29 protein-coding genes are annotated in these 22,494 nt (G+C 41.9%); 13 read left to right on the top strand and 16 right to left on the bottom strand.

What is annotated here, in order from left to right; all coding sequences use genetic code 11:
* The first annotated feature begins 5 nt into the window (after positions 1-5).
* The 4 genes from tldD to ACLPIE_RS00590 all read left to right on the top strand — a co-directional run bounded on the left by tldD (position 6) and on the right by ACLPIE_RS00590 (position 2,971).
* Entirely contained in the window at positions 6-1,451 is a 1,446-nt protein-coding gene (gene tldD, locus ACLPIE_RS00605; RefSeq protein WP_430258705.1) for a metalloprotease TldD, read from the top strand.
* A 94-nt stretch (positions 1,452-1,545) separates the two neighbouring features.
* Entirely contained in the window at positions 1,546-2,022 is a 477-nt protein-coding gene (locus ACLPIE_RS00600; protein WP_430258703.1) for a ribonuclease domain-containing protein, read from the top strand.
* 14 nt (positions 2,023-2,036) lie between these two features.
* A complete protein-coding gene (locus ACLPIE_RS00595; RefSeq protein WP_430258701.1) occupies positions 2,037-2,327 on the top strand; it encodes a barstar family protein in 291 nt (96 codons plus the stop codon).
* A 56-nt stretch (positions 2,328-2,383) separates the two neighbouring features.
* A complete protein-coding gene (locus ACLPIE_RS00590) occupies positions 2,384-2,971 on the top strand; it encodes an RBBP9/YdeN family alpha/beta hydrolase (protein ID WP_430258700.1) in 588 nt (195 codons plus the stop codon).
* 195 nt (positions 2,972-3,166) lie between these two features.
* On the opposite strand, the gene ACLPIE_RS00585 is transcribed toward ACLPIE_RS00590, so the two are convergent.
* The 3 genes from ACLPIE_RS00585 to yjgA all read right to left on the bottom strand — a co-directional run bounded on the left by ACLPIE_RS00585 (position 3,167) and on the right by yjgA (position 4,433).
* Entirely contained in the window at positions 3,167-3,487 is a 321-nt protein-coding gene (locus tag ACLPIE_RS00585) for a low molecular weight protein tyrosine phosphatase family protein (RefSeq protein ID WP_430258698.1), read from the bottom strand.
* Entirely contained in the window at positions 3,484-3,717 is a 234-nt protein-coding gene (locus tag ACLPIE_RS00580) for a hypothetical protein (RefSeq protein ID WP_430258696.1), read from the bottom strand. The genes ACLPIE_RS00585 and ACLPIE_RS00580 overlap by 4 nt, the downstream gene beginning before the upstream one ends.
* 170 nt (positions 3,718-3,887) lie before the next feature.
* Complete coding sequence (gene yjgA, locus ACLPIE_RS00575) at positions 3,888-4,433, bottom strand: ribosome biogenesis factor YjgA (RefSeq protein ID WP_430258694.1); 546 nt, start codon at positions 4,431-4,433, stop codon at positions 3,888-3,890.
* A gap of 162 nt (positions 4,434-4,595) precedes the next feature.
* Here yjgA and pmbA point away from each other — a divergent pair, with 162 nt between their 5' ends.
* Together pmbA and ACLPIE_RS00565 are read left to right on the top strand one after the other, a co-directional pair.
* On the top strand, positions 4,596-5,936 hold the full coding sequence (gene pmbA / locus ACLPIE_RS00570) for a metalloprotease PmbA (protein WP_430258693.1): 1,341 nt from the start codon (positions 4,596-4,598) through the stop codon (positions 5,934-5,936).
* Positions 5,937-6,155: 219 nt separating this feature from the next.
* Positions 6,156-6,620 carry a helix-turn-helix domain-containing protein gene (locus tag ACLPIE_RS00565; protein ID WP_430258691.1) on the top strand — a complete coding sequence of 155 codons (465 nt, stop codon included), beginning with the start codon at positions 6,156-6,158 and terminating at the stop codon, positions 6,618-6,620.
* A 130-nt stretch (positions 6,621-6,750) separates the two neighbouring features.
* Here the strand turns inward: ACLPIE_RS00565 and rnk are convergent, their stop codons facing one another.
* The 11 genes from rnk to kdsD form a co-directional block, all read right to left on the bottom strand.
* The gene (rnk, locus tag ACLPIE_RS00560) at positions 6,751-7,161 is read right to left on the bottom strand and encodes a nucleoside diphosphate kinase regulator (RefSeq protein ID WP_004908251.1); all 411 of its coding nucleotides are present in this window, start codon (positions 7,159-7,161) and stop codon (positions 6,751-6,753) included.
* Between the two features lie 189 nt (positions 7,162-7,350).
* Complete coding sequence (npr, locus tag ACLPIE_RS00555) at positions 7,351-7,623, bottom strand: PTS phosphocarrier protein NPr (RefSeq protein WP_430258689.1); 273 nt, start codon at positions 7,621-7,623, stop codon at positions 7,351-7,353.
* Positions 7,624-7,630: 7 nt separating this feature from the next.
* Complete coding sequence (gene rapZ, locus ACLPIE_RS00550; protein WP_430258687.1) at positions 7,631-8,482, bottom strand: RNase adapter RapZ; 852 nt, start codon at positions 8,480-8,482, stop codon at positions 7,631-7,633.
* Between the two features lie 114 nt (positions 8,483-8,596).
* Entirely contained in the window at positions 8,597-9,064 is a 468-nt protein-coding gene (gene ptsN, locus ACLPIE_RS00545; protein ID WP_430258685.1) for a PTS IIA-like nitrogen regulatory protein PtsN, read from the bottom strand.
* A 93-nt stretch (positions 9,065-9,157) separates the two neighbouring features.
* The gene (gene hpf, locus ACLPIE_RS00540; protein WP_430258683.1) at positions 9,158-9,445 is read right to left on the bottom strand and encodes a ribosome hibernation promoting factor; all 288 of its coding nucleotides are present in this window, start codon (positions 9,443-9,445) and stop codon (positions 9,158-9,160) included.
* Positions 9,446-9,467: 22 nt separating this feature from the next.
* Entirely contained in the window at positions 9,468-10,913 is a 1,446-nt protein-coding gene (gene rpoN, locus ACLPIE_RS00535) for an RNA polymerase factor sigma-54 (protein ID WP_430258681.1), read from the bottom strand.
* Positions 10,914-10,953: 40 nt separating this feature from the next.
* Entirely contained in the window at positions 10,954-11,679 is a 726-nt protein-coding gene (gene lptB / locus ACLPIE_RS00530) for an LPS export ABC transporter ATP-binding protein (RefSeq protein WP_430258679.1), read from the bottom strand.
* Positions 11,680-11,684: 5 nt separating this feature from the next.
* Positions 11,685-12,251 carry a lipopolysaccharide ABC transporter substrate-binding protein LptA gene (gene lptA / locus ACLPIE_RS00525; protein WP_430258678.1) on the bottom strand — a complete coding sequence of 189 codons (567 nt, stop codon included), beginning with the start codon at positions 12,249-12,251 and terminating at the stop codon, positions 11,685-11,687.
* A 1-nt stretch (position 12,252) separates the two neighbouring features.
* Complete coding sequence (gene lptC / locus ACLPIE_RS00520) at positions 12,253-12,828, bottom strand: LPS export ABC transporter periplasmic protein LptC (protein ID WP_430258676.1); 576 nt, start codon at positions 12,826-12,828, stop codon at positions 12,253-12,255.
* Between the two features lie 16 nt (positions 12,829-12,844).
* On the bottom strand, positions 12,845-13,405 hold the full coding sequence (kdsC, locus tag ACLPIE_RS00515) for a 3-deoxy-manno-octulosonate-8-phosphatase KdsC (protein WP_430258674.1): 561 nt from the start codon (positions 13,403-13,405) through the stop codon (positions 12,845-12,847).
* Positions 13,406-13,419: 14 nt separating this feature from the next.
* On the bottom strand, positions 13,420-14,388 hold the full coding sequence (gene kdsD, locus ACLPIE_RS00510) for an arabinose-5-phosphate isomerase KdsD (RefSeq protein WP_430258672.1): 969 nt from the start codon (positions 14,386-14,388) through the stop codon (positions 13,420-13,422).
* A 469-nt stretch (positions 14,389-14,857) separates the two neighbouring features.
* Here kdsD and mlaF point away from each other — a divergent pair, with 469 nt between their 5' ends.
* From mlaF to murA, 7 genes are all read left to right on the top strand, one after another.
* Positions 14,858-15,661, top strand: coding sequence for a phospholipid ABC transporter ATP-binding protein MlaF (gene mlaF, locus ACLPIE_RS00505; protein WP_430258670.1), 804 nt, complete (start codon positions 14,858-14,860; stop codon positions 15,659-15,661).
* 6 nt (positions 15,662-15,667) lie between these two features.
* Positions 15,668-16,450 (top strand): lipid asymmetry maintenance ABC transporter permease subunit MlaE, encoded by a 783-nt coding sequence (gene mlaE, locus ACLPIE_RS00500; protein WP_430258668.1) that lies wholly within the window; start codon positions 15,668-15,670, stop codon positions 16,448-16,450.
* A 3-nt stretch (positions 16,451-16,453) separates the two neighbouring features.
* Positions 16,454-16,951, top strand: coding sequence for an outer membrane lipid asymmetry maintenance protein MlaD (gene mlaD, locus ACLPIE_RS00495; RefSeq protein WP_430258666.1), 498 nt, complete (start codon positions 16,454-16,456; stop codon positions 16,949-16,951).
* 35 nt (positions 16,952-16,986) lie between these two features.
* Positions 16,987-17,616, top strand: a complete 630-nt coding sequence (gene mlaC, locus ACLPIE_RS00490; protein ID WP_430258665.1) for a phospholipid-binding protein MlaC — start codon at positions 16,987-16,989, stop codon at positions 17,614-17,616.
* Entirely contained in the window at positions 17,616-17,906 is a 291-nt protein-coding gene (gene mlaB, locus ACLPIE_RS00485) for a lipid asymmetry maintenance protein MlaB (RefSeq protein WP_430258664.1), read from the top strand. Before mlaC ends, mlaB begins: the two co-directional genes overlap by 1 nt.
* Positions 17,907-18,247: 341 nt before the next feature.
* Positions 18,248-18,502, top strand: coding sequence for a BolA family iron metabolism protein IbaG (gene ibaG / locus ACLPIE_RS00480; RefSeq protein WP_430258663.1), 255 nt, complete (start codon positions 18,248-18,250; stop codon positions 18,500-18,502).
* A gap of 52 nt (positions 18,503-18,554) precedes the next feature.
* The gene (gene murA / locus ACLPIE_RS00475; RefSeq protein WP_430258662.1) at positions 18,555-19,817 is read left to right on the top strand and encodes a UDP-N-acetylglucosamine 1-carboxyvinyltransferase; all 1,263 of its coding nucleotides are present in this window, start codon (positions 18,555-18,557) and stop codon (positions 19,815-19,817) included.
* 95 nt (positions 19,818-19,912) lie between these two features.
* Here murA and degS read toward each other — a convergent pair whose 3' ends face one another.
* Together degS and ACLPIE_RS00465 are read right to left on the bottom strand one after the other, a co-directional pair.
* Positions 19,913-20,977: an outer membrane-stress sensor serine endopeptidase DegS gene (degS, locus tag ACLPIE_RS00470; RefSeq protein ID WP_430258661.1), complete on the bottom strand. Its 1,065-nt coding sequence runs from the start codon at positions 20,975-20,977 to the stop codon at positions 19,913-19,915.
* 114 nt (positions 20,978-21,091) lie between these two features.
* Positions 21,092-22,486, bottom strand: coding sequence for a Do family serine endopeptidase (locus tag ACLPIE_RS00465; protein ID WP_430258660.1), 1,395 nt, complete (start codon positions 22,484-22,486; stop codon positions 21,092-21,094).
* Positions 22,487-22,494 lie beyond the last annotated feature (8 nt).

The following is a 22,494-nucleotide window of genomic DNA, read 5'->3' as shown; positions in this document are numbered from 1 at the left end:
CGAATATGAGTTTAGCTACCGTCAGCGAACATTTGCTGACCGCCAATCGCCTTGGGCACGAAAATCTGTATGACATCTTAGGGCTGTTGTCCGAGCGCCATCTGGATTACGCCGATCTATTTTTCCAATCAAGCTTCCATGAGTCATGGGTGCTGGAGGATCGGATCATTAAAGATGGCTCTTACAATATTGATCAGGGTGTAGGTGTGAGAGCTGTAAGCGGCGAAAAAACGGGTTTTGCCTATGCAGACCAAATTTCATTGCAAGCGCTGACTCAAAGTGCGACAGCTGCGCGTAGCATTGTTAATCAACAAGGTTCTGGTCAATCGCAAGTTTTAACCAATGTTGAATATAAAAAACTGTATTCAGTGACGGACCCGTTACAAAGCTTATCCCGTGAGCAGAAAATTGATTTGCTGCATCGTGTTGACCAAATCGCACGAGCAGAAGATCCCCGAGTGATTGAGGTGAGTGCCAGTTTAACGGGGGTTTACGAGCAAGTGCTTGTTGCGGCCACTGATGGTACATTGGCTGCGGATATTCGCCCATTAGTGCGTTTATCTGTCAGTGTGCTAGTGGAGCATGACGGCAAACGTGAACGTGGTTCTTGCGGTGGCGGTGGTCGCTTCGGCTATGAGTACTTTTTAGAAAATCATCAAGGGCAAATACTCGCAGAACAATATGCACGTGAAGCGGTGCGTATGGCGTTGGTGAATTTATCTGCTATTGCGGCGCCAGCAGGTATGATGCCTGTCGTATTAGGCGCAGGGTGGCCTGGGGTACTACTCCATGAAGCGGTTGGGCATGGGTTAGAAGGTGATTTTAACCGCCGTGGAACCTCAGTATTTTCAGGACAAATAGGTGAACAAGTCGCCTCGCCATTATGTACCGTGGTTGACGATGGGACTATGATTGGTCGTCGCGGCTCGCTAGCTATCGATGACGAGGGCGTACCCGGTCAGTATAACGTACTCATAGAAAACGGTATTTTACGAAACTATATTCAAGATAAACTCAATGCCCGCTTGATGGGGGTTGCACCGACAGGGAATGCACGACGTGAATCGTATGCCCATTTGCCGATGCCCCGCATGACTAACACTTATATGTTGGCTGGTACATCGACGCCAGAAGACATCATCGCCAGTGTGGATAAGGGGATATATGCACCGAACTTTGGTGGTGGTCAGGTGGATATCACTTCTGGCAAATTTGTGTTTTCTACCTCTGAAGCCTATCTAATTGAAAACGGCAAAATCACCTCACCTGTGAAAGGAGCGACATTGATTGGCTCCGGCGTTGAGGCGATGCAACAAATTTCGATGGTAGGTAATGACTTAGCTCTTGATAAAGGTGTAGGTGTTTGTGGAAAAGAAGGACAAAGCGTCCCTGTTGGAGTGGGGCAGCCAACACTGAAACTCGATAAAATGACGGTTGGTGGTACGGCCTAGTATTGGCATAATTAAAAATAGATTGTAGTTCGCCCCAGTGACTTATGTAACTGGGGCGATTGTTTATCAGTATAGTAAAAATAACTGAGGCGTTATGAATAGACGCATTTTACCCGTGGCATTGATGGCTATTTTGATTGTGATCAGCCTCTATTTTAATGGTGGGGAGCCGAGTGCACCTGAACAGCCAAATCCACCGACTCGTGAAGTCGTCACGCCGAAAGAGACGCCGCAAACGATAGATAAGCTGACCGCGCAAGATAATGTCGTCAGCTTTATGGAAAAATATCAAAAACTTCCAGCTTTCTACATCACGAAAAAGCAAGCAAGAGAGGCTGGGTGGGACGCTAAAAAAGGTAACCTGTGTGATGTTTTACCGGCAAGAGCAATTGGTGGCGATCGTTTTTCCAACCGAGAGAAACGTTTACCTATTGCCGAGGGACGCCAATGGTTTGAAGCCGATATTAATTACCGTTGTGGTCACCGCGGGGCAGATCGCTTGCTATATTCATCTGATGGCATGATTTTTATCACCCAAGATCATTATAAAAGCTTTAAACAACTGAAATAAGCCAAGGGGGAGCGATGAGTAAACATGTGAGCTTTGATTTTAGAAAAATAATGACATTTGAGGATTTTTATTGTCAATTTGCTCAACAGTTTTCGCTACCTGATTGGTTTGGCCATAACCTTGATGCGTTATGGGACATGGTTTCTGCGGGTATTGAGTTACCCGTGACGATCACTTTTTCGCATATGTCATCCGAACAACGTATCAAATTTGCTGACATTATTGATGTGATGAATGATGCTCAAGATATGTGGGAAGAGGAATTCATTTTTGCTTTAGATATAACTCGAAATTCTAACGGATAGGCCTATTTCTCATGTTACAGTTTAAATCATAATATTGAGTAAATAGGACTTTTAGAATGACCGACACCCACAGTGCACTATTGCCACTAAAAAATAAAAAATTTGTGATTGTTCATGGCTATACAGCGTCCCCCGAAAAAAACTGGTTTCCGTGGTTGAAATCAGAGTTGGAGGCTTTAGGGGCATTTGTTTATGTTCCCACTATGCCTGACTCGCTATCACCTGAGCCTGAAAAATGGCAACAGAAACTGCAAAATCTACCTTTTGATATTGATGAAAATACCGTTTTTATTGGTCATAGCTTAGGCTGTGTAACAGCATTACAATTTATCGCAAGCCAAAAGCAATCTGTGGCGGGGTATATTTTGGTGTCAGGTTTTGATGATGAGCAACAGACGCTTCCCGAGCTACGTAGCCATACAGTCAATCCACTCAATTATGCTTCATTGATTGATATTGCAGATAAACGCATTTCAGTTATATCTACTAACGATGAAATAGTGTCACCGCAATCATCAAAAGCGTTGGCAAAAGCACTAAAAACGCAGGTTATTGTTGAGGAAAACGCAGGGCATTTCCTTGATAGAGAGGGTTATACAACCTTTCCAACGTTATTGGGTGTGATCAAACACCAGTTTAGCTGACAGAAAAGCAGGGCAAACGAATCGGTGCCTGCCTCGCTTATCTTATTAATCATTATCAAATGGTAAGCCTTTTAATAAATCAAATCGTTATCTGTTTTTTATTCTGGATAATATTCTATTGATTTAATTGGTTATTTAATTTTTTAGTATATGGAGGGTCGCACAATATAGGTTATTGCCGTGTAATACACATGGCTAATAAAGATAGCTTGGCACCGTATCTTGCAAAATTTTAATCAATTCAGGGTCCATATACGGGTAATCATCAGGAATATCGAGAACATGGAGCGGTTTGTATTCAAGTAAGCGTGAAAAATCGGCTTTTAAGCGGTTTTTATGTTTTTGCTCCATCACAAAAATCACATCCGCCCAGCGGATCAAATCGGCATTCACCGGGCGCTTTGCACTGCGGCTTGTTCCCGCTGAACGGGTGACCCAACTGTCATGGTTGCGCCAAATCTGTTCAGCGGTTGGACTACGCCATTGGTTTTTACTGCAAATGAATAAAATATTCACTGACTGTTTTGTATCTCTTCGAGGCTGTTTCGCACAAGTTGACTACGACTAACTTGCGGATAAGCCATACCTAGCTGGGCTGCACGGATCATTTTTTCACTTCGACCATACATATGTTTCCAGTTTTTTTCTGGGGTATAGCAGTCAACTAGGCGTGAGTTCAGGTGATCACGTGATTTATAGGTGCGAGCTTTGGCTCTACGCCACGCTCTATCTCGGGTATTATCCATATCTTCCTCATTATTTATCGGGGTTCAGCAGCCGCGATAATACGGGTTAGGATAGGACTAACGGTGACATGATACGTCGCTTCAGCCACGCTTTCAATCAAAGGTCAGGTTTTTAGGACTAATGCTCAGTTTAAAAAACATCCCCTAGCCGTAGCTGAGGGGAGGGACGATTAAGCCATTTCAGATAAGTCTTTCAAGTATTGAAAGATTTGGCGATAGGCTTTTGGCGGTTTATTGCCTTCACGCTCTTTTTTTGCATTACGCACTAGGGCACGCAGTTGCTGCCTGTCTGTGCTTGGAAATAGGGCAACGACATCTTCAATTACCTCATCCCCACCATCTAATAAGCGAGTCCGTAAATCTTCCAGCTTATGCAAAATGACCACTTGTTGGTTATGGCGGTTTTTCAGCTTGTCCAGCGCCTCTGTAATTGGCTCAACCTCACGTGAGCGTAACAGCTTACCGATCAGCTGTAATTGGCGACGACGGCCTTCACGCTTGATTTTTTGGGCAAGCTGTATAGCTTCAAGTAATTGAGTATCTAATGGGATGCGTTCTAATTCGCTTTTACTTAAATCAACTAGCTCGGCACCCAGTTTTTTGAGGATCTCGGCATCGCGTTTAATTTCGCTCTTACTGACCCAAATAATTTCCTCGTCTTCTTCGTCTTGTGGCGCTGGGACATCATCCAGCCAGTCATCAGGCTGTTTGGCCATATCGATTTTCCTTTTTACCGAACGCAGTGGTGTAAAAGTGCGTTGTGAGTGTTAACATTCAGTCTATTATCTATTGTAACTGGGAAAACCCCTTTATGACTACCTAGCATTTGCGTGTTAGGGTATAAAATCGCTTTTCCCCCTCATTATTGGACTAAATGCATGAGTGTAACTGAACAAGTCACCCAACAACGTAAAAAACTCGAAGAAGCTGTCGCACAGGCATTAGAATTTGCAAAAACACGTTGTGATGCCGCAGAAGTGGCTGTTAATAAAAGTACAGGGATCAGCGTTAGCACACGTCAAGGTGAAGTGGAGAATGTAGAGTTTAACAGCGATGGCGCGCTAGGGATCACTGTTTACCATCAGCAACGTAAAGGTAGCGCTTCTTCAACGGATCTGAGCCCTGAAGCCATCGAACGCACTGTGCAGGCGGCAATTGATATCGCAAATTATACCTCAGAAGACCCATGCGCGGGTCCCGCTGAAAAATCATTATTAGCCTTTGATGCACCTGAATTAAATTTATTTCAAGCCACTGAATTATCACCGGAGCAAGCAATAAAACTCGCTTCGATTGCAGAAATGTCAGCGTTAAATGCAGACTCACGCATTGTAAATACAGAAGGTGGAAGTTTTAACGGCCACTATGGGATTCGCGTATTTGGTAACTCTCATGGCATGTTACAAAGCTACTGTTCAAGCCGTTATTCTATGTCAAGTTGCGTGATTGCCGAACAAAATGGCGAAATGGAGCGTAATTATGCCTATACCATTGGTCGCAGTATAGGAGCGCTGCAATCCCCTGAGTGGGTTGGAGAAGAATGCGCTCGTCGTACTTTAGCGCGTTTATCGCCAAGAAAATTACCCACCATGAAAGCCCCTGTCATTTTTGCTGCGGAAGTGGCAACAGGCCTGTTTGGTCACTTAGTAGGGGCAATCAGTGGTAGCAGTATTTACCGTAAATCTTCTTTCTTATTAGAGAGTTTAGGTAAGCAGATTCTACCTAGCTGGTTAACTATCAATGAGCAACCTCATTTAATGGGCGGGTTGGCATCATCACCTTTTGATAGTGAAGGTGTACGCACTTGTGAGCGCAATATCGTAGAAAATGGCGTTTTACAAACGTGGCTAATGACCAGCTATTCTGCAAGAAAATTGGGCTTACAAAGTACTGGGCACGCAGGGGGGATTCATAACTGGCGTATTGCAGGGAGAGGCCTTTCTTTTGATGCATTGCTCAAGCAAATGGGAACAGGTTTAATCGTTACCGAATTAATGGGGCAAGGAGTAAGTGGTATCACTGGTGATTACTCGCGCGGTGCTTCAGGTTTTTGGGTAGAAAATGGTGAAATCCAATACCCTGTAAGCGAAATTACCATTGCGGGGAACTTAAAAGAGATGTGGGCGAACATGGTCACTATTGCCGATGATATTGAAACTCGTAGCAATATTCAGTGTGGCTCAGTGTTAATCCCTGAAATGAGTATTGCGGGAGAATAGCCCTTTTTGTTATTCCTACTTATTGATTGTGTGAAATAAGGCGCCTAATACATATGTGAACCACCCCCAGTTTATTGGGCGTTTTTTACTCTATAAAATAGGTTTTATCGCTGTCACTCTGGTGTCGTCACTCTGTCATCGTGCTGTCGTGGTCATTTTTGTATTGGGCTGACAGTATAGCCATACCCTAAGACTATTTAATTTTTAAGGTAGGTTATTATGGAAAACAAGGTTAAGCAATTGAGGCTAGAAAGAGCTTGGTCTCAGGAGCAGCTTGCTCAGTTGTCATCGCTCAGTACAAGAACTATCCAACGCATTGAGAATAATGAGGTACCCAGTTTAGAGACGCTTAGTGCATTAGCATCGGTATTTAATGTGAGCGTGTCTGAGCTGACACCTGCTCCTTTACCTGAAAGTATTGAGCTAGATAATCGCATAGAAGAGGCTAAAAAACGGGTAAGGGATGAAGCAAAGCTGCTGAAAAATATAATAATAGCAATTATTGTCTGTTTAATATTGTATACCGTTAATTATATTTATACGCCGGAACGTCATTGGCCTATTTGGGTGAGTGCTATTTGGGGCGGACTGTTAATGATAAAAGTAATCAAACTGTTTTTATTGGATAAGCTTTTTCACCAATGGGAACATAATAGATTGATAAATATGATGAAAAAGCCTTAGTTTATATCATTACAATCTATTGAAATAAAAAAGGCACTCAATTGAGTGCCTGAATACGCTAGAAGGCTTATCAGAGTTTTTTAATAAAACTTTTTTCGTTAAGCCATTCTTAATTCAGCTACCATCAGAATTAACGATGAAACTCACCGGCCGCTTCTGGTTGATAAACTATTTCAAGAACGCGAACGCGAGTTTGGACGCCATTTGGCAATTCCCAACTGATTTCATCATTCACATGTAGACCTAATAGTGCTGCTCCAATAGGTGCCATGACAGACAGTTGTTCCGCACTATCTTTTAAGGATGCAGGGTACACTAAAGTGCGCGTGCGTTCTTCGTTGCTGATTAAATCTAAAAAGCGCACGGTGCTGTTCATGGTGACCACATCCGCAGGGATCTCTTGCGGACTTAGAATATCTGCACGGTCTAATTCATCGTTGAGCGCTTCTGCAACGGGTGTACCTGCATAAGCAGGTTGTTCCATCAGTGCATCTAAACGTTCAGCATCTAAATCATTGATAATAATTGTTGGCTTTGTCATACCACACTCCAATAGAGACGTACAAAGCAAACACCCCCCACCCAAAAGGTAGGGGGTGTCGCTAGAAATTAAATTTATTTTAAAATATTAGGCGCTATAAGCATTAAAGGGAAGAGATCGGGATCACACACTCTAAGCCTACCTTTAAAAAAGCGCAGATTGATATGTTCATTGGGTAGCTAAAATTGACTATTCTTCGTCAAAGCCACTCTCAAATAGGTTAATGATTGCGGATAACGCTTGGTTCTCATCTAAGCCGCTAACCTCAATATCAATTTTACTGCCTTGTTCCGAGTCTAACATCAACATTGCAATAACGCTATCGGCCTCGGCCTCAATTTGACTATTATTTCGCAAAATAACCTTTGAGTTAAATTGTTGAACTAAATCATAGAGTAACATTGCCGGTCTTGCATGCATACCGAGGCGGTTTTTGAGCGTTATGGTGGCTTTAACGGTCATTGAGTTGTTACTTGCGTTTTTCTAGTGTTCTATGGCGTGATTGCACATTTTTACCACGGGAACGAAAATAGTCGGCAAGTTGCTCAGCCACATACACGGAACGGTGTTTTCCACCTGTACAGCCAATCGCCACGGTCAAATAGCTACGGTTATTGGTTTCTAACATCGGTAACCATAGCTCTAAATAACTACGAGTTTGATAAATAAAGTTATGAACCTCAGTATGCCTATCTAAGAATGCAGCCACAGGGCGATCCAACCCTGTCATTGGTCGCAATTTAGGGTCCCAATGTGGGTTCGGTAAAAAGCGCACATCAAATACGTAGTCTGCATCAATAGGAATACCATGCTTAAAACCAAAAGATTCAAACACCATTGTTAATTCACGCTCACGTTTGCCCAGTAAACGTGTTCTTAGCATTTCAGCTAATTCATGAACTGACATTTCGGAGGTATCGATGACTAAATCAGCACGAGAGCGTAGCGGCTCAAGTAATTCATTTTCTTCATCTATTGCACTTTCAAGAGATAAATTTTTACTTGAAAGGGGGTGCAACCTGCGCGTGTCACTGTAACGGCGAATAAGGGTGTTGCGATCGGCATCCAAAAACAACAGTTGTGGAGAGAAGGTTGATGGTAATTTATCAATCGCTTCTTCAAAAACCTCTGGATTGTCGGGCATATTACGCACGTCAATACTCACCGCTGCTGAAATGTTACGATCAGCCAGTGAATTTGCTAACTCCGGCAGTAACACAACGGGTAGGTTATCCACGCAATAGAAACCCATATCTTCCAGAGCACGTAAGGCAACGGATTTTCCCGAACCGGAACGGCCGCTGACAATCATCAGCACCATGAGCTTACTCTCCTTTGTTTCCTAATGATGTGTTTCTTTATAAGCCATATCTTGTCATACAAATAGAAACCATAACAATATCATTTGGCTATGACAAGAAACATAATTTATCACTTACTCTGTTATTATACTGTATAGCTCATCATCGCTTTGTGCAGAACGCAGACGCTTACAAAGTGTTTTATCTGCGAGTTTTTTTGCAATAAGAGACAGCGTATGCAGGTGCGTTTTGCATTGGTCAGATGGCACAAGTAAAGCGAAAAGCAAATCTACAGGCAGGTTGTCAATTGCATCAAACGCAATTGGCTCCTCTAAATGTAAAAATACACCGACTGCGCGTGCACTTTCGCTTTCGCTTAGTTTTCCATGAGGAATGGCAATACCGCCGCCAATACCTGTAGTGCCTACTTTTTCTCTGGTTAATAACGCTTCAAATACCGTATTTTCAGGTAATTCCAACTCAACGGCAGCGAGCTCACTAATAATTTCTAAGGCGCGTTTTTTACTCGTGCATACAACATTATTACGTGTACAGGCTGATGATAAAACAACGTTTAATTGGATTTCTGTATCACTATTCATTTTTTTGTTCACTTAGGACTACAAAACCAGATGATGTATGCCACCATCTGGTTTGAAACATTCATCGGCTAGTTAATAAGCCGTATCAATGTATTAATATTGTCTCAATTTTTCTTTATGTTTGGTTAATTGGCGCGATAGCTTGTCTACTAGCAAGTCGATAGCTGCATACATGTCGTTTTCTTCCGCGGATGCATGGAGCTCTGCTCCATTGACTTGCACGGTTGCTTCAGCAATTTGCTGAATTTTTTCAACTTTCAAGACAACTTGGATACTATTAATACGATCAAACAATTGCTCTAGTTTCTTGAGTTTTTTCTCAACAGTTTCGCGCAATGCTGGAGTAACTTCAATATTGTGTCCAGTAATCTGAAATTCCATACAACCTTCCTTACTTTATCAATTAAACCAGTTGTTTACGCTGGTTTGAGGGCGGAATAGATAACGATTCACGATACTTAGCAACAGTTCGACGAGCGACTTGAATACCTTGTTCTGCCAGCATACTCGTCAATTTACTGTCACTCAATGGTTTTGCTGGGTTTTCCGCAGCAACCAGTTTTTTCACCAACGCTCTAATTGCGGTTGAGGAGGCTTCACCACCTGTATCCGTACTGACATGGCTGGAGAAAAAATACTTCAACTCAAAAATGCCTCGAGGGCTATGGAGAAACTTTTGAGTTGTTACTCGAGAGATGGTTGATTCATGCATATCTACCTGATAGGCAATATCGGCCAATATCATCGGTTTCATATGTTCTTCACCCAACTCAAAGAATTCTTGTTGTTGCTCTACAATACAGGTTGCCACTTTTAATAATGTTTCATTGCGGCTTTCAAGGCTTTTAATTAACCATTTTGCATCTTGTAGATGGTTACGAATATATTGTGCATCACCATCGTTTGTTGAATTATCAGCTAGCGAAGCATAATGATTATTAATACTTAGCTTAGGAATGCTATCTGTATTTAGCTCAACTTGCCAGTGTCCCGCTATTTTTTTCACTAAAACATCAGGAATAACATATTCTGATTCCCCTGTATTGATGGATTGGCCTGGTTTAGGATTTAGTGTCAGGATCAGATCTATCGCAGTTTTTAGAGTATTTTCTTTTAAACGGGTTAACTTGCTTAGTTGCCTAAAATCACGGTTAGCCAGTAAATCAATATGATTGCTAATAATTAGCCTTGCTTCTTGCAGCCCACTGGTTTCTTTCGGGTACAGTGAAAGTTGGATAAGCAAACACTCTTTTAAATCCTGAGCGGCGACACCTAATGGGTCAAAATGCTGAATGCGTTTTAGAACGGCAACCACTTCTTCTAAGCTAATTTCAGGATTATCAATCCCTTCATGAATATCAGAGATTGTACTAGTGAGATAGCCGGAATCATCAATTGAATCAATAATTGCAGTCGCTATTGCTCTATCTGTATCGGAAAAGGGCGTAAGTTCAGATTGCCAAGTCAGATAATCCTGTAAAGTTTGCGTGGTTTCACCTTGATAAACAGGAAGTTCATCAAAACTATAGTCAGTACTAGTACCAGAAGGTGTTCCAGCAGTATAGATTTCATCCCAATCAGCATCCAAAGGTAACTCATCAGGGATATCATGATTTTCTAAAGCATCTTTGGTGTCAAGTTCACTGCTATCCGTGCCATCATTCAAGGCGTCAATCGTTTCTACGTCAGAACTAAGCTCTTCTTGTTCAAGAAGTGGATTGCTTTCGAGAGCGAGTTGGATTTCTTGTTGTAGCTCAAGTGTAGACAGTTGCAACAAGCGAATAGCCTGTTGCAACTGAGGGGTCATTGCGAGTTGTTGACTGACTCTAAGCTGCAAACTTTGCTTCATGAATGTGCTTTATTCCCCCTGAAAAAAATGACACGGTGGTTTATAAACGGAAACCTTCACCTAAATAAACACGTTTAACTTGCTCGTTTTCTAAGATCATGGCTGGCGTTCCATGAGCAATCAAGTGACCTTGGCTCACAATGTATGCTCTTTCACATACATCTAATGTTTCACGCACGTTATGGTCAGTAATTAATACGCCCAATCCGTAATCTCTTAAGTGTTGAATAATTTTTTTGATATCTAAAACTGAAATTGGGTCGACACCTGCAAACGGCTCATCAAGTAAAATAAACTTAGGGTTAGCGGCGAGTGCTCGTGCAATCTCAACACGGCGACGTTCACCCCCAGATAGAGATTGCCCCATGCTATCGCGAAGGTGAGTAATGCTAAATTCTTCCATCAATTCTTCAGCACGCTCTTTACGCTGTTGTGAGTTCAGGTCATGGCGGATCTCTAAAACAGCCATTAGGTTATCATAAACGCTTAGGCGACGGAAAATAGACGCTTCTTGAGGAAGATAACCGATCCCTCGACGTGCACGCTCATGCAACGGCAGAAGGCTAATATCTTCACCATCAATCAGAATTTTACCTGCATCCCGCTGAACAATACCGACCACCATATAGAAGGTTGTTGTTTTACCGGCACCGTTTGGCCCCAATAGACCAACAATTTCACCTGATTTAACTTCAAGGCTGACGTCTTCAACAACCTTGCGTTTTTTATAGGATTTAGCCAGATTTTCTGCGGTTAGTGTTGCCATAACGATTATTTACTCTTACTCGTGTTTGCTGATGAATTTTTATTCGCGGCAGGGCCTTTTTCTTGTAGCTGTGCTGGTAGGAGCACGGTCGTTACACGCTTGCCTTTATCACTAAATGCTTCCATTTGCTGCGTCGGGACGGTATAGGTGATTTTGTCACCTTGAATATTACTGTCTAGTTGTTCAAGGTAGGCATTGCCCGTTAAAGTAACCAGTTGTTTATCAACTTCATAACGTGCTTTATTAGAATGGCCTTTAATGGGTTTGCCATCATCTTGTAACTGATAAAACGTAACAGGGCTGCCGAAAGCTTCAATGACGATTTTATCAGAGTCGCCGCTTGGTCGAGTGACCACAACTTTATTCGCTCTAATATCAATAGAGCCTTGTTTGAGAACGACATCATCCGTAAAAATGGTGACGTTTTTCTCTAAATCAAGAGATTGTTTGACTGAATTAATCGTCATTGGCTGCTGCGTGTCACTTTTTAAGGCCATCGCAGGAAGGCTAAGCGCCAAAATTGCACTGGCAACAGCTCCTTGAATAAAACGCTTCTTAGTTACTTGATTCATTTTAATGCTCTTCTGGTTGTAACACGTAATGAGTTTTCACGTCCTCGATTAATTCAGCGGTTCTGGTGCGAAGGTTTCCCTTCATTTTTAAACCCGTTGAATTAAGACCTTGACCGATAATGGTCACTTTATCGTCAGATGAAACGTCTTGTGTTGTCAAATTGACAACTGCACTCTCAGTTGTAATTCGTTGGATTTGTGAGTCTTTGGTTAAGCTATCGACCTGAACATCACAATATAGATATAAAACTCTATCATTGGTAAGCCTCGCCTTGAAGGCTGTAACTGTCCACGTTGGCTCACCCGCTTCGTTATAAGTGGTTAAAATTGGCTTTGAAAACCACGTAATTTTCCCTTCAGTGTAATTATCTATTTTATCGGAAACGAGTTTATACGCTAAATTTCCGGTTGGATTATAGACAAAAGTCACTGAATCATCAGTTTGATAATTGGGTTGTCCATCATTGATTACTTTATCCTCTGAGTTTGCAGAGTCAGTACCCGCTAAATTCCAGCCAATAAGGCCTAGAGCTATTAAGGATAAAATAATGACTAACCACTTTTTCACATTGCTCATGAATTCAATCTATTCGTTATATCGATAAACCTTTCGCTTCTTCCAATTTACCTTGGGAAAGAAGGATGAGGTCACAAAGTTCACGGACTGCACCTTTGCCACCGCCGATCCGAGTGATGTAATCAGCTTTGGGTAATAATAAAGGGTGTGCATCAGCGACGGCGGCGGATAAGCCTACTTTTGCCATCACTGGCCAGTCAATCAGGTCATCGCCAATGTAAGCGACCTCTTCATCTGTTAACTGTAGTGTATCTAACAGTTCGCGATACGCCAAAATCTTATCGCTTTGACCTTGGTAAAGATATGTAATGCCTAACGTTTGTGCTCTATCTTCAAGGAGTTTTGCTTTTCTGCCGGTGATAATAGCCACTTCAATGTTAGACGTTAATAAACAGCGAATGCCATAACCATCACGAACATTAAATGCTTTGAGTTCTTCGCCATTATTTCCCATATAAATCAAGCCATCAGACATAACACCGTCAACATCGCAGATCAATAATTTAATTTTCTCTGCTTTAGCTAAAATAGTTTTGGCAACAGGGCCGTAGCAGGTATCCAAATTTACAGACATCATGATGTTTCCTTATGTTAAACAACACCTGCTTGAAGTAAATCGTGCATATGCAGCACACCAATTAGCTTATCGCCATCAGCAACGAGTAAAGACGTGACATGCTTAGATTGCATTAAATTTAGCGCCTCAACCGCTAGTGTAGTTGGAGAAACACGAATTCCACCAGGGGTCATGAGGTCGGCAATCTTAGCATTATTCAGGTCAATGCCCATATCGAAGATGCGGCGTAAGTCCCCATCGGTGAAAATACCTTCGATATTCATGTTGGCATCACAGATCACCGTCATTCCTAGTTTTTTACGTGTAATTTCAACTAAAGCTTCACGTAAAGACGCGCTTTTAGGAATATGGGGGATATCATCTCCCGTATTCATTAAATCACGAACAAGAAGTAAAAGTTTGCGCCCAAGTGCGCCACCTGGATGCGAAAGTGCAAAATCATCAGCAGTAAAACCGCGTGCCGTTAATAAAGCAATGGCGAGAGCATCCCCCATAACCAGTGTCGCGGTTGTACTGGTTGTTGGTGCTAATCCAAGAGGGCAAGCTTCTTGGGGAACTTTTATGCATAAATGGATATCAGCATATTTCCCCATATTACTATCAGGGTTATTAGTCATACAGATTAAGGGAACTTTAATTCTTTTTAAAACAGGTAGTAGGGCTAAAATTTCCCCAGACTCACCTGAATTTGAGATAGCTAACACCACATCTTTATTGGTGATCATGCCAAGATCGCCATGGCTAGCCTCTCCCGGATGAACAAAAAATGACGGTGTGCCTGTACTGGCTAATGTTGCGGCAATCTTACGTCCAATATGCCCCGACTTTCCCATTCCCATAACGACAACTTTGCCCTCACAGCTGAAAATCAACTGGCAAGCACGGTCAAAATCATGATTAATATATTGTTCGAGGTTTTTTAATCCTTCGTGTTCGATATGGAGAACTTCTTTACCTACTTTCTGAAAATCGAAGTTTGACATTTCTAGTTCCATGCGTAGCTTTTAAGTTAATCGGATTCGCGAAATCAAATTGTATAACGAATACTTAGTATCGGTAAGTATTTTGTCTGTTAAGCCATTTTTAATGATATTTTTGCACCTAGTCGTTATTTTCTTTTATATTTGAGATAGGTAAAATACTGTTTCATTAGCATCTTGAACTAAAAATATACCCGCGAATTCGCGTATTCTTATGTCAGTAAATTACGGCGTTCTAAGAGCTATTCGCTGTTCTTTATGAAATATTTTCCTAACTATAGGTAAATTACATAAGAAAATATCTATTTTGCTGAGATAAAAAGCAGCTGTAGAATTACTTATCATATTTTCGACGCTATAATACTATAAATTCTATTTTATTGTGATATTTGACGATTTTCAGTTTATCTTTCGGTAACATCTGAACGGATAAAAGCATATTCAGACATGATGTATAACGAGTTATTTAACAATGCAAGCACAGACAGACAACTTAATTGAAGTACGGAACATGTCCTTTACTCGCGGGAGTCGGAAAATATTTGAAAATATTAATCTGGCAGTTCCTCGTGGGAAAATTACGGCAATTATGGGGCCATCAGGAATTGGTAAAACCACATTGCTGCGCTTGATTGGTGGCCAGTTGCGGCCAAGTGAAGGTGAAATTTGGTTTGATGGTGACAACATACCCGCATTGTCGCGTTCAAAGCTGTATCAGTCGCGTAAAAAAATGAGCATGTTATTCCAGTCGGGGGCATTATTCACGGATATGGATGTTTTCAACAATGTTGCTTTTCCACTGCGTGAGCATACAGATTTACCCGAATCGTTGATTCATACTACAGTGATGATGAAATTAGAGGCAGTGGGGTTACGTGGCGCTGCAAAATTAATGCCGTCTGAGCTATCGGGTGGAATGGCGAGGCGTGCCGCATTAGCACGTGCGATTGCACTTGACCCGGATTTAATCATGTTCGACGAGCCTTTTGTGGGGCAAGATCCAATTACGATGGGGGTTTTAGTCAAACTGATTGACGAGCTGAATCAAGCGCTTGGAGTAACATGTGTGGTGGTGTCCCATGATGTTCCTGAGGTGTTGAGCATTGCAGATAATGCCTATATTGTTGCGCAGCAACATGTTATTGCTCAAGGCACAGGGGATGAGCTACGCGAGAACCGAGACCCAAGGGTACGCCAATTCTTGGATGGCATTGCCGATGGTCCCGTTCCATTCCGTTTTCCCGCCAATGATTATCTGGCTGATTTATTAGGGTAAAATAAGATGATAATAAAGGCGATATCAGCCTTCGGACGCCGATGGATTGAAGTTTTTTCTGCGTTTGGCCGAGCTGGCTATATGCTGTTTCGCGCCTTATTAGGTAAACCGGAGTTTCGTAAGCAGTGGCCGCTTCTGATGAAGCAACTGTATGCTATTGGCGTACAGTCTTTGCTGATTGTTGCAGTATCCGGGTTATTTATTGGTATGGTGCTTGGTTTACAAGGCTACCTTGTATTAACTACATTTAGTGCTGAAGCAAGTTTAGGCATGATGGTGGCACTTTCGCTATTGCGTGAATTAGGACCAGTGGTGACCGCATTGTTATTTGCGGGGCGGGCAGGTTCTGCATTAACCGCAGAAATCGGTTTAATGAAAGCTACCGAACAAATTTCTAGCCTTGAAATGATGGCTGTTGACCCGCTAAGGCGTGTTATAGCTCCACGTTTTTGGGCCGGATTCATTAGTATGCCATTGTTATCTTTGATTTTTGTCGCTGTTGGTATTTTAGGTGGCGCACTAGTTGGTGTTGATTGGAAAGGTATTGATGAAGGTTTTTTCTGGGCATCAATGCAATCTTCAATTGAATGGCGATTAGATATTGTTAACTGTGTAATCAAAAGTGTCGTTTTTGCTATCACAGTAACTTGGATAGCTCTATTTAATGGCTATGATGCAATTCCAACCTCGGAAGGGATCAGCCAAGCAACAACAAGAACCGTTGTGCATGCATCATTGTCTGTTTTAGGACTGGATTTTGTACTTACCGCACTGATGTTTGGGAACTAAGTCATGCAAAGTAAAAAAAGTGAAATATGGGTTGGTTGTTTCATGTTGCTAGCGATAGCAGCAATTATCTTTTTGTGTTTGAAAGTTGCTGATTTGAAATCGATTGGAAGCCAATCTACCTATCAAATATCTGCTTCTTTTGAAAATATTGGTGGCTTAAAAGAAGGCTCTCCAATCAAAGTTGGTGGGGTAGTGATTGGCCGAGTGGCGAGCATCACGTTAGACAAGAAAAACTATGTTCCTGATGTGAAGATTGATTTGCTAAGCGAATATGACAACATTCCAGATTCAAGCTCTCTATCAATTCGCACGTCTGGCTTATTAGGCGAACAATACATCGCGATGAATATTGGGCCTGATGATGAAGAATTAGGAATTTCTATCTTGAAAAATGGTGATCGCCTTGAAGACACTAAACCAGCAATGGTGTTAGAGGATCTGATTGGACAGTTCTTGTATAAAAGTAATGATAGCCAAGGGACAGAGCCATCTGCAAAATAATTTGCAGTTCCCTTTGAATAATAAAGGAATAAATTATGTTTAAACGTTTACTGATGGTTGCCATGTTGGTTATTGCCCCATTTGCGATGGCAGTAGATCAAACAAATCCTTATAAATTAATGGATGAGGCAGCGGCGAAAACCTTTAACCGATTAAAATCGGAACAATCGAAAATTAAGCAAGATCCACAGTACTTAAGAACAATTGTTCGCGAGGAGTTGCTACCTTACGTACAGATTAAATATGCAGGGGCATTAGTATTAGGGACTTATTATAAAGGCGCTACACCAGAGCAACGTGATGCGTATTTTAAAGCGTTCGAAGCGTATTTAGAACAAGTGTATGGTCAAGCGCTGGCGATGTATCACGGGCAAACTTATGAAATAGCGCCAGAACAGCCAATCGGTGATAAAAACATCGTTGCTATTCGTGTGACAATTACAGACAGCAACGGTCGTCCACCTGTTCGTTTAGACTTCCAATGGCGTAAAAACAGTAAAACAGGTTATTGGCAGGCCTATGACATGATCGCAGAAGGCGTGAGTATGATCACCACTAAACAGAATGAATGGGGTGATATTTTACGTAAGCAAGGCATTGATGGTTTAACTAAACAATTAGAAATTAGTGCCAAAGCGCCAATTACTTTAGAAGAGAAAAAGTAATGAGCCATTCGTTAACGTGGGAAATCACTGAAACAACGTTGCAATTCACTGGCACGTTAGATCGTGATTCGTTGATGACGTTTTGGGATAAAAGAAACTCATTATTAGATCATATCGAGAACATAGATGTTTCTGGCCTAACACATGTAGATTCAACGGGTTTGGCAATGCTAGTTCGTTTAAAGGGTGAGTTTCAAACGAAGGGACGTCCACTGAATGTCGTTGGCACCAGTGATAACTTGAACACGTTGATAGAGCTGTATGGGGTTCAAACAATGGTACTAAGTTAGGTTAAGTATCCTAAATTAGGTCAAGTTATGTAAAAATAAGCGCCTCTATGTGCTTTTGGGCACGAGAGGCGTTTTCTTTGGTTTAAGTGTGAGGCTTAATCCTTTAGGATAGAGGTTTATGCTCTTGTTATTCGTATTGCGACGTCCCTATACATGCAATTCGAGATATGTAGAGTAATATTATATACCTGTAATCCTTCAAGTTGCAGCGGTGTTGACTATGCTCAGTTAGCCGAGTCTCATAGTTTATCTATGTTTCCCGCTTATCTTCGCTTGTCGCCTACCTGCAACTCGAATTTTTAGGTGTATAAATCACAAATAATTAATAAAACTGAGTCATTATGGATATCAACGAAATTAAGCAAGTATTGATGGAAAAACTGTCTCTGGATGAGGCTATTGTTACTGGTGATGGCAGCCACTTTCAGGTTATTGCCGTCGGTGACATGTTTGACGGCATGAGCCGTGTTAAGCAACAGCAAGCAATTTATGCGCCTTTGATGGAGTATATTGCGGATAACCGCATTCATGCTTTGTCCATTAAAGCGTACACCCCTGCGCAATGGGAGCGCGATCGTAAACTTAGTGGCCTTTGATTTCAAAGCCTAAGCGAACAGCCTGTAAAATTCGACACACGAGAATACTTGAATGGATAAGTTTTTAGTTAAAGGTCCAACCCGACTATCGGGTGAGGTCACTATATCTGGCGCGAAAAACGCGGCATTACCAATCCTGTTCGCGGCTCTATTGGCTGAAGAGCCTGTAGAAATACAGAATGTCCCACATTTGAGGGATATTGATACTACTATTAAATTACTGAACCAGCTTGGCACTAAGGTCAAGCGCAACGGTTCTGTTTACGTTGATGCAAGCACAGTAACGACTTATTGTGCTCCTTATGACCTTGTTAAAACGATGCGCGCCTCTATATGGGCATTAGCGCCATTAGTTGCTCGCTTTGGTCATGGTGAAGTTTCTTTACCGGGTGGCTGTGCAATCGGTGCGCGTCCTGTTGATTTACATATTTCTGGTCTAGAACAATTAGGTGCCAATATTGTTCTAGAGGATGGCTATGTGAAAGCAACAGTAGATGGTCGTTTGAAAGGTGCAAGCATTGTAATGGATAAAGTCAGTGTGGGTGCGACTGTTTCTATTATGACAGCTGCAACTTTAGCTGAAGGCACAACAACGATTGAAAATGCGGCTCGTGAACCAGAAATCGAAGACACCGCAAACTTCCTAAATACTTTAGGCGCAAAAATTACGGGGGCAGGAACTGACCGTATTGTGATTGAAGGTGTGGAACGTTTAGGTGGTGGGACTTACCAAGTTTTACCTGATCGTATTGAGACAGGGACATTTTTAATTGCAGCTGCAGTTTCACGCGGGAAAGTTATTTGCCGTAATGCACGCCCAGACACTTTAGATGCTGTACTAGCAAAACTGCGTGAAGCGGGGGCAAAAATTGAAGTCGGCGAGGATTGGATCAGCCTTGATATGGAAGACAAGCGTCCAAAAGCTGTCACCTTACGTACTGCGCCACACCCAGGTTTTCCAACAGATATGCAGGCGCAATTTAGCCTATTAAACCTTGTGGCAGAAGGGGCAGGTATGATAACTGAAACCATTTTTGAAAACCGTTTTATGCATATTCCTGAGCTTATTCGTATGGGGGCTCATGCAGAAATTGAAAGTAATACGGTGTTATGCCACGGAGTTGAAAAACTGACAGGGGCACAAGTGATGGCGACAGATTTGCGTGCTTCAGCAAGCTTGGTGATTGCAGGATGTATCGCTGAAGGCACGACAACGGTTGACCGCATTTACCATATTGACCGTGGTTATGAGCACATTGAAGACAAACTACGTGGTTTAGGTGCAGATATTCAGCGAATTCATTCCGAAGATTAATAGCTTTGGTTGTGTGAATAAATTATTATTTATTTAACCAAAAAGGTTGTTCTATTTAAGAGCAATCTTTTTATTTGTATAGGATAATCAATCGGTTAGCCTGCTTGCCCTTCAGGGATTTCCTCAATAATGACATCAACATATTTAACTTCACCATCTCGTAAAATTTGTACGGCTGCCTTACTACCAGGGCGAATTTCAGCTACTAAATCCATGGTTTCTGCGGCCGAAACAGCGGGTTTACCATCAACAGATAAAATAATATCCCCTTGTAATATACCCGATTTAGCTGCTGGACTATTAGGTGCGACTTGGAATACCCGTAATCCTTGGATTTGATTGATATTATTATTATTAGTTCTAATTTGAGGGAGCTCACGTGCAGTGATACCGATATAACCCCGGATCACTCGACCATCGCGGATCAGCTTGTCCATAATTTTGGTTGCAAGGGCGGTTGGGATTGCAAAACCTAGCCCTTCAGAGCTAATGCCTTGACCCGCAGTAAATGAAAGTGTGTTAATACCCACTAACTCACCTTCAGTATTGATTAGGGCTCCACCAGAGTTACCCGAGTTGATTGAGGCATCGGTTTGTAAGAAGTTTTGCCGGCGTGTTGAACTTAATCCGACTCGACCAGTTGCACTGATGATGCCTTGGGTTACTGTTTGCCCAATATTATAAGGATTACCAATAGCCAGAACGACGTCTCCCACATGAGTGATACGTTGACTATTGATTGGGATCACGGGCAGATTGTCAGCGTCTATTTTCAGTACTGCTAAATCAGTTAAAGGATCAGAACCGACTAATAGGGCATCAAATATAGCACCGTCTTGTAAAGCAACGAGTATTTGATCTGGGTTATCAACAACATGTTTGTTGGTAATGATGTAGCCGTTTTGACTCATTATCACCCCTGAGCCGAGTGATTTTAGCTCACGACCAGATTGGGAAAAGCTCCCTTTAGAGCTGCTATAGACATAGACGACAGCAGGCGCAGCGCGACGCACAGCTTTATTATAACTAACAGGTTCGCTATCGGTTTTACCATACAGTAAATCTGCCAAGCCTTGAGGGCGTAACGAAGGAACCGCGAAGATAATAATCAAAGCAGTTAATAGGCCAAGCGTGACGGATAAAGTTAGTTTCTTTATCATAATAGATAGAATATTTAGTTATTGCTTAAACATGCTCTGAGCATAACATAAAAAAACAGGTACAGCAGAGTGATACTGTACCTGTTTTGTTGATTTTATGATGACTTTTATGAATTAATTTTTCATTAATAAATATAAAGTCTCACCGCCACGTAATACTTTCATTGCTAGTACTGGCGGTTTGGCATCAATAATCTTACGGAACTGTTCAATAGTTTCAACGCGAGTATCATTGACACCAAAAATTAAGTCGCCTTTCATAAGACCAATAGCCGCAGCAGGTGATTTTGGCGCGACATTATCAACTTGCACACCTTTGGTATTACTAACAATGGCGTTGGAAATCGTTGCACCTAATAAAGACTCGCTCAGTTTTTCAGCCTTTGTTGCTGTACCTTCATCGTTTTCAAGAACGACTTTAACTTCCATTGGCTTACCAGAACGGATCAGGCCAATCGTGATTTCTTTACCAAGTTGGCTAGTACCAATTTTAGCTCTTAGTTCCGCGAAACTATTAATGCGCTTACCATCGACAGAGACTAAAACGTCACCGGATTTAATACCGGCTTTAGCTGCTGATGATTTAGGAATAACCTCACTCACAAAGGCACCACGCTGAGCATCAATATTGAATGCTTTAGCGATATCAGAGTTCATTTCAGTACCTTTAATTCCTAAGAGACCGCGTCTGACTTCCCCGTGCTTAATTAATTGTTCACTTAGGTTTTTAGCCATGTTACTTGGAATAGCAAAACCAATACCAATGTTGCCACCACCCGGTGCTAAAATTGCAGTATTAATACCGATTAGCTCACCATTTAAGTTAACTAATGCGCCACCAGAGTTACCACGGTTGATGGAGGCATCTGTTTGAATAAAGTTTTCTAAACCTTCAAGATTTAATCCGCTACGGCCTAATGCAGAAATAATTCCAGACGTTGCAGTCTGCCCTAAACCGAATGGGTTACCTACGGCGACAGCAAAGTCACCAACGCGGAGTTTGTCTGAGTCAGCGATACTAACAGAAGTTAAGTTTTTGATATCTTTATCATTACTAATTTTTAGTAAGGCAATATCTGTTTGTGGGTCTTTACCTATTAATTTAACGTCGATTTCACGGCCGTCATTTAATTGGATTTGAATTTTATCTGCACCATCAATAACATGATTATTGGTTAAAATATAACCTTGCTGCGCATCGATAATCACACCCGAGCCAAGGCCTTCAAATGGGCGCACGCTTTGTTGCTGTTGTGGGCCATTTGGACCAAAGAAGAATTTAAGTTCGTCTGGAATTTGTTGGTTTTGAACACGCGTACCAGATACGTGAATGTTCACGACAGCAGGTAATACTTTTTCAAGCATTGGTGCTAAGCTTGGCATGTTTTGGCTTTGTGCCGTTACGGGTAAGGTCGCAGGTAATGCTGCGCTACTTACGGCAGGGATAGCTGCTAGTGATAAACCTAAACTCATTGCTACAGCGGTAAGAAAAAAGTTTTTTCTTTTCATAATTCAGT

This window comes from Providencia sp. Me31A, assembly GCF_050487165.1.
Classification (GTDB): Bacteria; Pseudomonadota; Gammaproteobacteria; order Enterobacterales; family Enterobacteriaceae; genus Providencia.
Note: the sequence above shows the minus strand (reverse complement) of the source record. Positions and strands in the feature narration are given on the sequence as shown.

Excerpts from the sequence above, each read along its gene's own strand:
- ACLPIE_RS00590 (WP_430258700.1), top strand. The coding sequence starts at position 2,384 with ATGACCGACACCCACAGTGCACTATTGCCACTAAAAAATAAAAAATTT.
- kdsC (WP_430258674.1), bottom strand. The coding sequence starts at position 13,405 with ATGATGTCTGTAAATTTGGATACCTGCTACGGCCCTGTTGCCAAAACT.
- ibaG (WP_430258663.1), top strand. The coding sequence starts at position 18,248 with ATGGATATCAACGAAATTAAGCAAGTATTGATGGAAAAACTGTCTCTG.
- mlaE (WP_430258668.1), top strand. The coding sequence starts at position 15,668 with ATGATAATAAAGGCGATATCAGCCTTCGGACGCCGATGGATTGAAGTT.
- hpf (WP_430258683.1), bottom strand. The coding sequence starts at position 9,445 with ATGGAATTTCAGATTACTGGACACAATATTGAAGTTACTCCAGCATTG.
- mlaC (WP_430258665.1), top strand. The coding sequence starts at position 16,987 with ATGTTTAAACGTTTACTGATGGTTGCCATGTTGGTTATTGCCCCATTT.
- npr (WP_430258689.1), bottom strand. The coding sequence starts at position 7,623 with ATGACCGTTAAAGCCACCATAACGCTCAAAAACCGCCTCGGTATGCAT.
- ACLPIE_RS00595 (WP_430258701.1), top strand. The coding sequence starts at position 2,037 with ATGAGTAAACATGTGAGCTTTGATTTTAGAAAAATAATGACATTTGAG.
- lptA (WP_430258678.1), bottom strand. The coding sequence starts at position 12,251 with ATGAATCAAGTAACTAAGAAGCGTTTTATTCAAGGAGCTGTTGCCAGT.
- rpoN (WP_430258681.1), bottom strand. The coding sequence starts at position 10,913 with ATGAAGCAAAGTTTGCAGCTTAGAGTCAGTCAACAACTCGCAATGACC.
- pmbA (WP_430258693.1), top strand. The coding sequence starts at position 4,596 with ATGAGTGTAACTGAACAAGTCACCCAACAACGTAAAAAACTCGAAGAA.
- ptsN (WP_430258685.1), bottom strand. The coding sequence starts at position 9,064 with ATGAATAGTGATACAGAAATCCAATTAAACGTTGTTTTATCATCAGCC.
- rnk (WP_004908251.1), bottom strand. The coding sequence starts at position 7,161 with ATGACAAAGCCAACAATTATTATCAATGATTTAGATGCTGAACGTTTA.
- mlaF (WP_430258670.1), top strand. The coding sequence starts at position 14,858 with ATGCAAGCACAGACAGACAACTTAATTGAAGTACGGAACATGTCCTTT.
- degS (WP_430258661.1), bottom strand. The coding sequence starts at position 20,977 with ATGATAAAGAAACTAACTTTATCCGTCACGCTTGGCCTATTAACTGCT.
- kdsD (WP_430258672.1), bottom strand. The coding sequence starts at position 14,388 with ATGTCAAACTTCGATTTTCAGAAAGTAGGTAAAGAAGTTCTCCATATC.
- ACLPIE_RS00580 (WP_430258696.1), bottom strand. The coding sequence starts at position 3,717 with ATGGATAATACCCGAGATAGAGCGTGGCGTAGAGCCAAAGCTCGCACC.
- rapZ (WP_430258687.1), bottom strand. The coding sequence starts at position 8,482 with ATGGTGCTGATGATTGTCAGCGGCCGTTCCGGTTCGGGAAAATCCGTT.
- lptC (WP_430258676.1), bottom strand. The coding sequence starts at position 12,828 with ATGAGCAATGTGAAAAAGTGGTTAGTCATTATTTTATCCTTAATAGCT.
- mlaB (WP_430258664.1), top strand. The coding sequence starts at position 17,616 with ATGAGCCATTCGTTAACGTGGGAAATCACTGAAACAACGTTGCAATTC.
- tldD (WP_430258705.1), top strand. The coding sequence starts at position 6 with ATGAGTTTAGCTACCGTCAGCGAACATTTGCTGACCGCCAATCGCCTT.
- mlaD (WP_430258666.1), top strand. The coding sequence starts at position 16,454 with ATGCAAAGTAAAAAAAGTGAAATATGGGTTGGTTGTTTCATGTTGCTA.
- lptB (WP_430258679.1), bottom strand. The coding sequence starts at position 11,679 with ATGGCAACACTAACCGCAGAAAATCTGGCTAAATCCTATAAAAAACGC.
- ACLPIE_RS00465 (WP_430258660.1), bottom strand. The coding sequence starts at position 22,486 with ATGAAAAGAAAAAACTTTTTTCTTACCGCTGTAGCAATGAGTTTAGGT.
- ACLPIE_RS00565 (WP_430258691.1), top strand. The coding sequence starts at position 6,156 with ATGGAAAACAAGGTTAAGCAATTGAGGCTAGAAAGAGCTTGGTCTCAG.
- murA (WP_430258662.1), top strand. The coding sequence starts at position 18,555 with ATGGATAAGTTTTTAGTTAAAGGTCCAACCCGACTATCGGGTGAGGTC.
- ACLPIE_RS00600 (WP_430258703.1), top strand. The coding sequence starts at position 1,546 with ATGAATAGACGCATTTTACCCGTGGCATTGATGGCTATTTTGATTGTG.
- yjgA (WP_430258694.1), bottom strand. The coding sequence starts at position 4,433 with ATGGCCAAACAGCCTGATGACTGGCTGGATGATGTCCCAGCGCCACAA.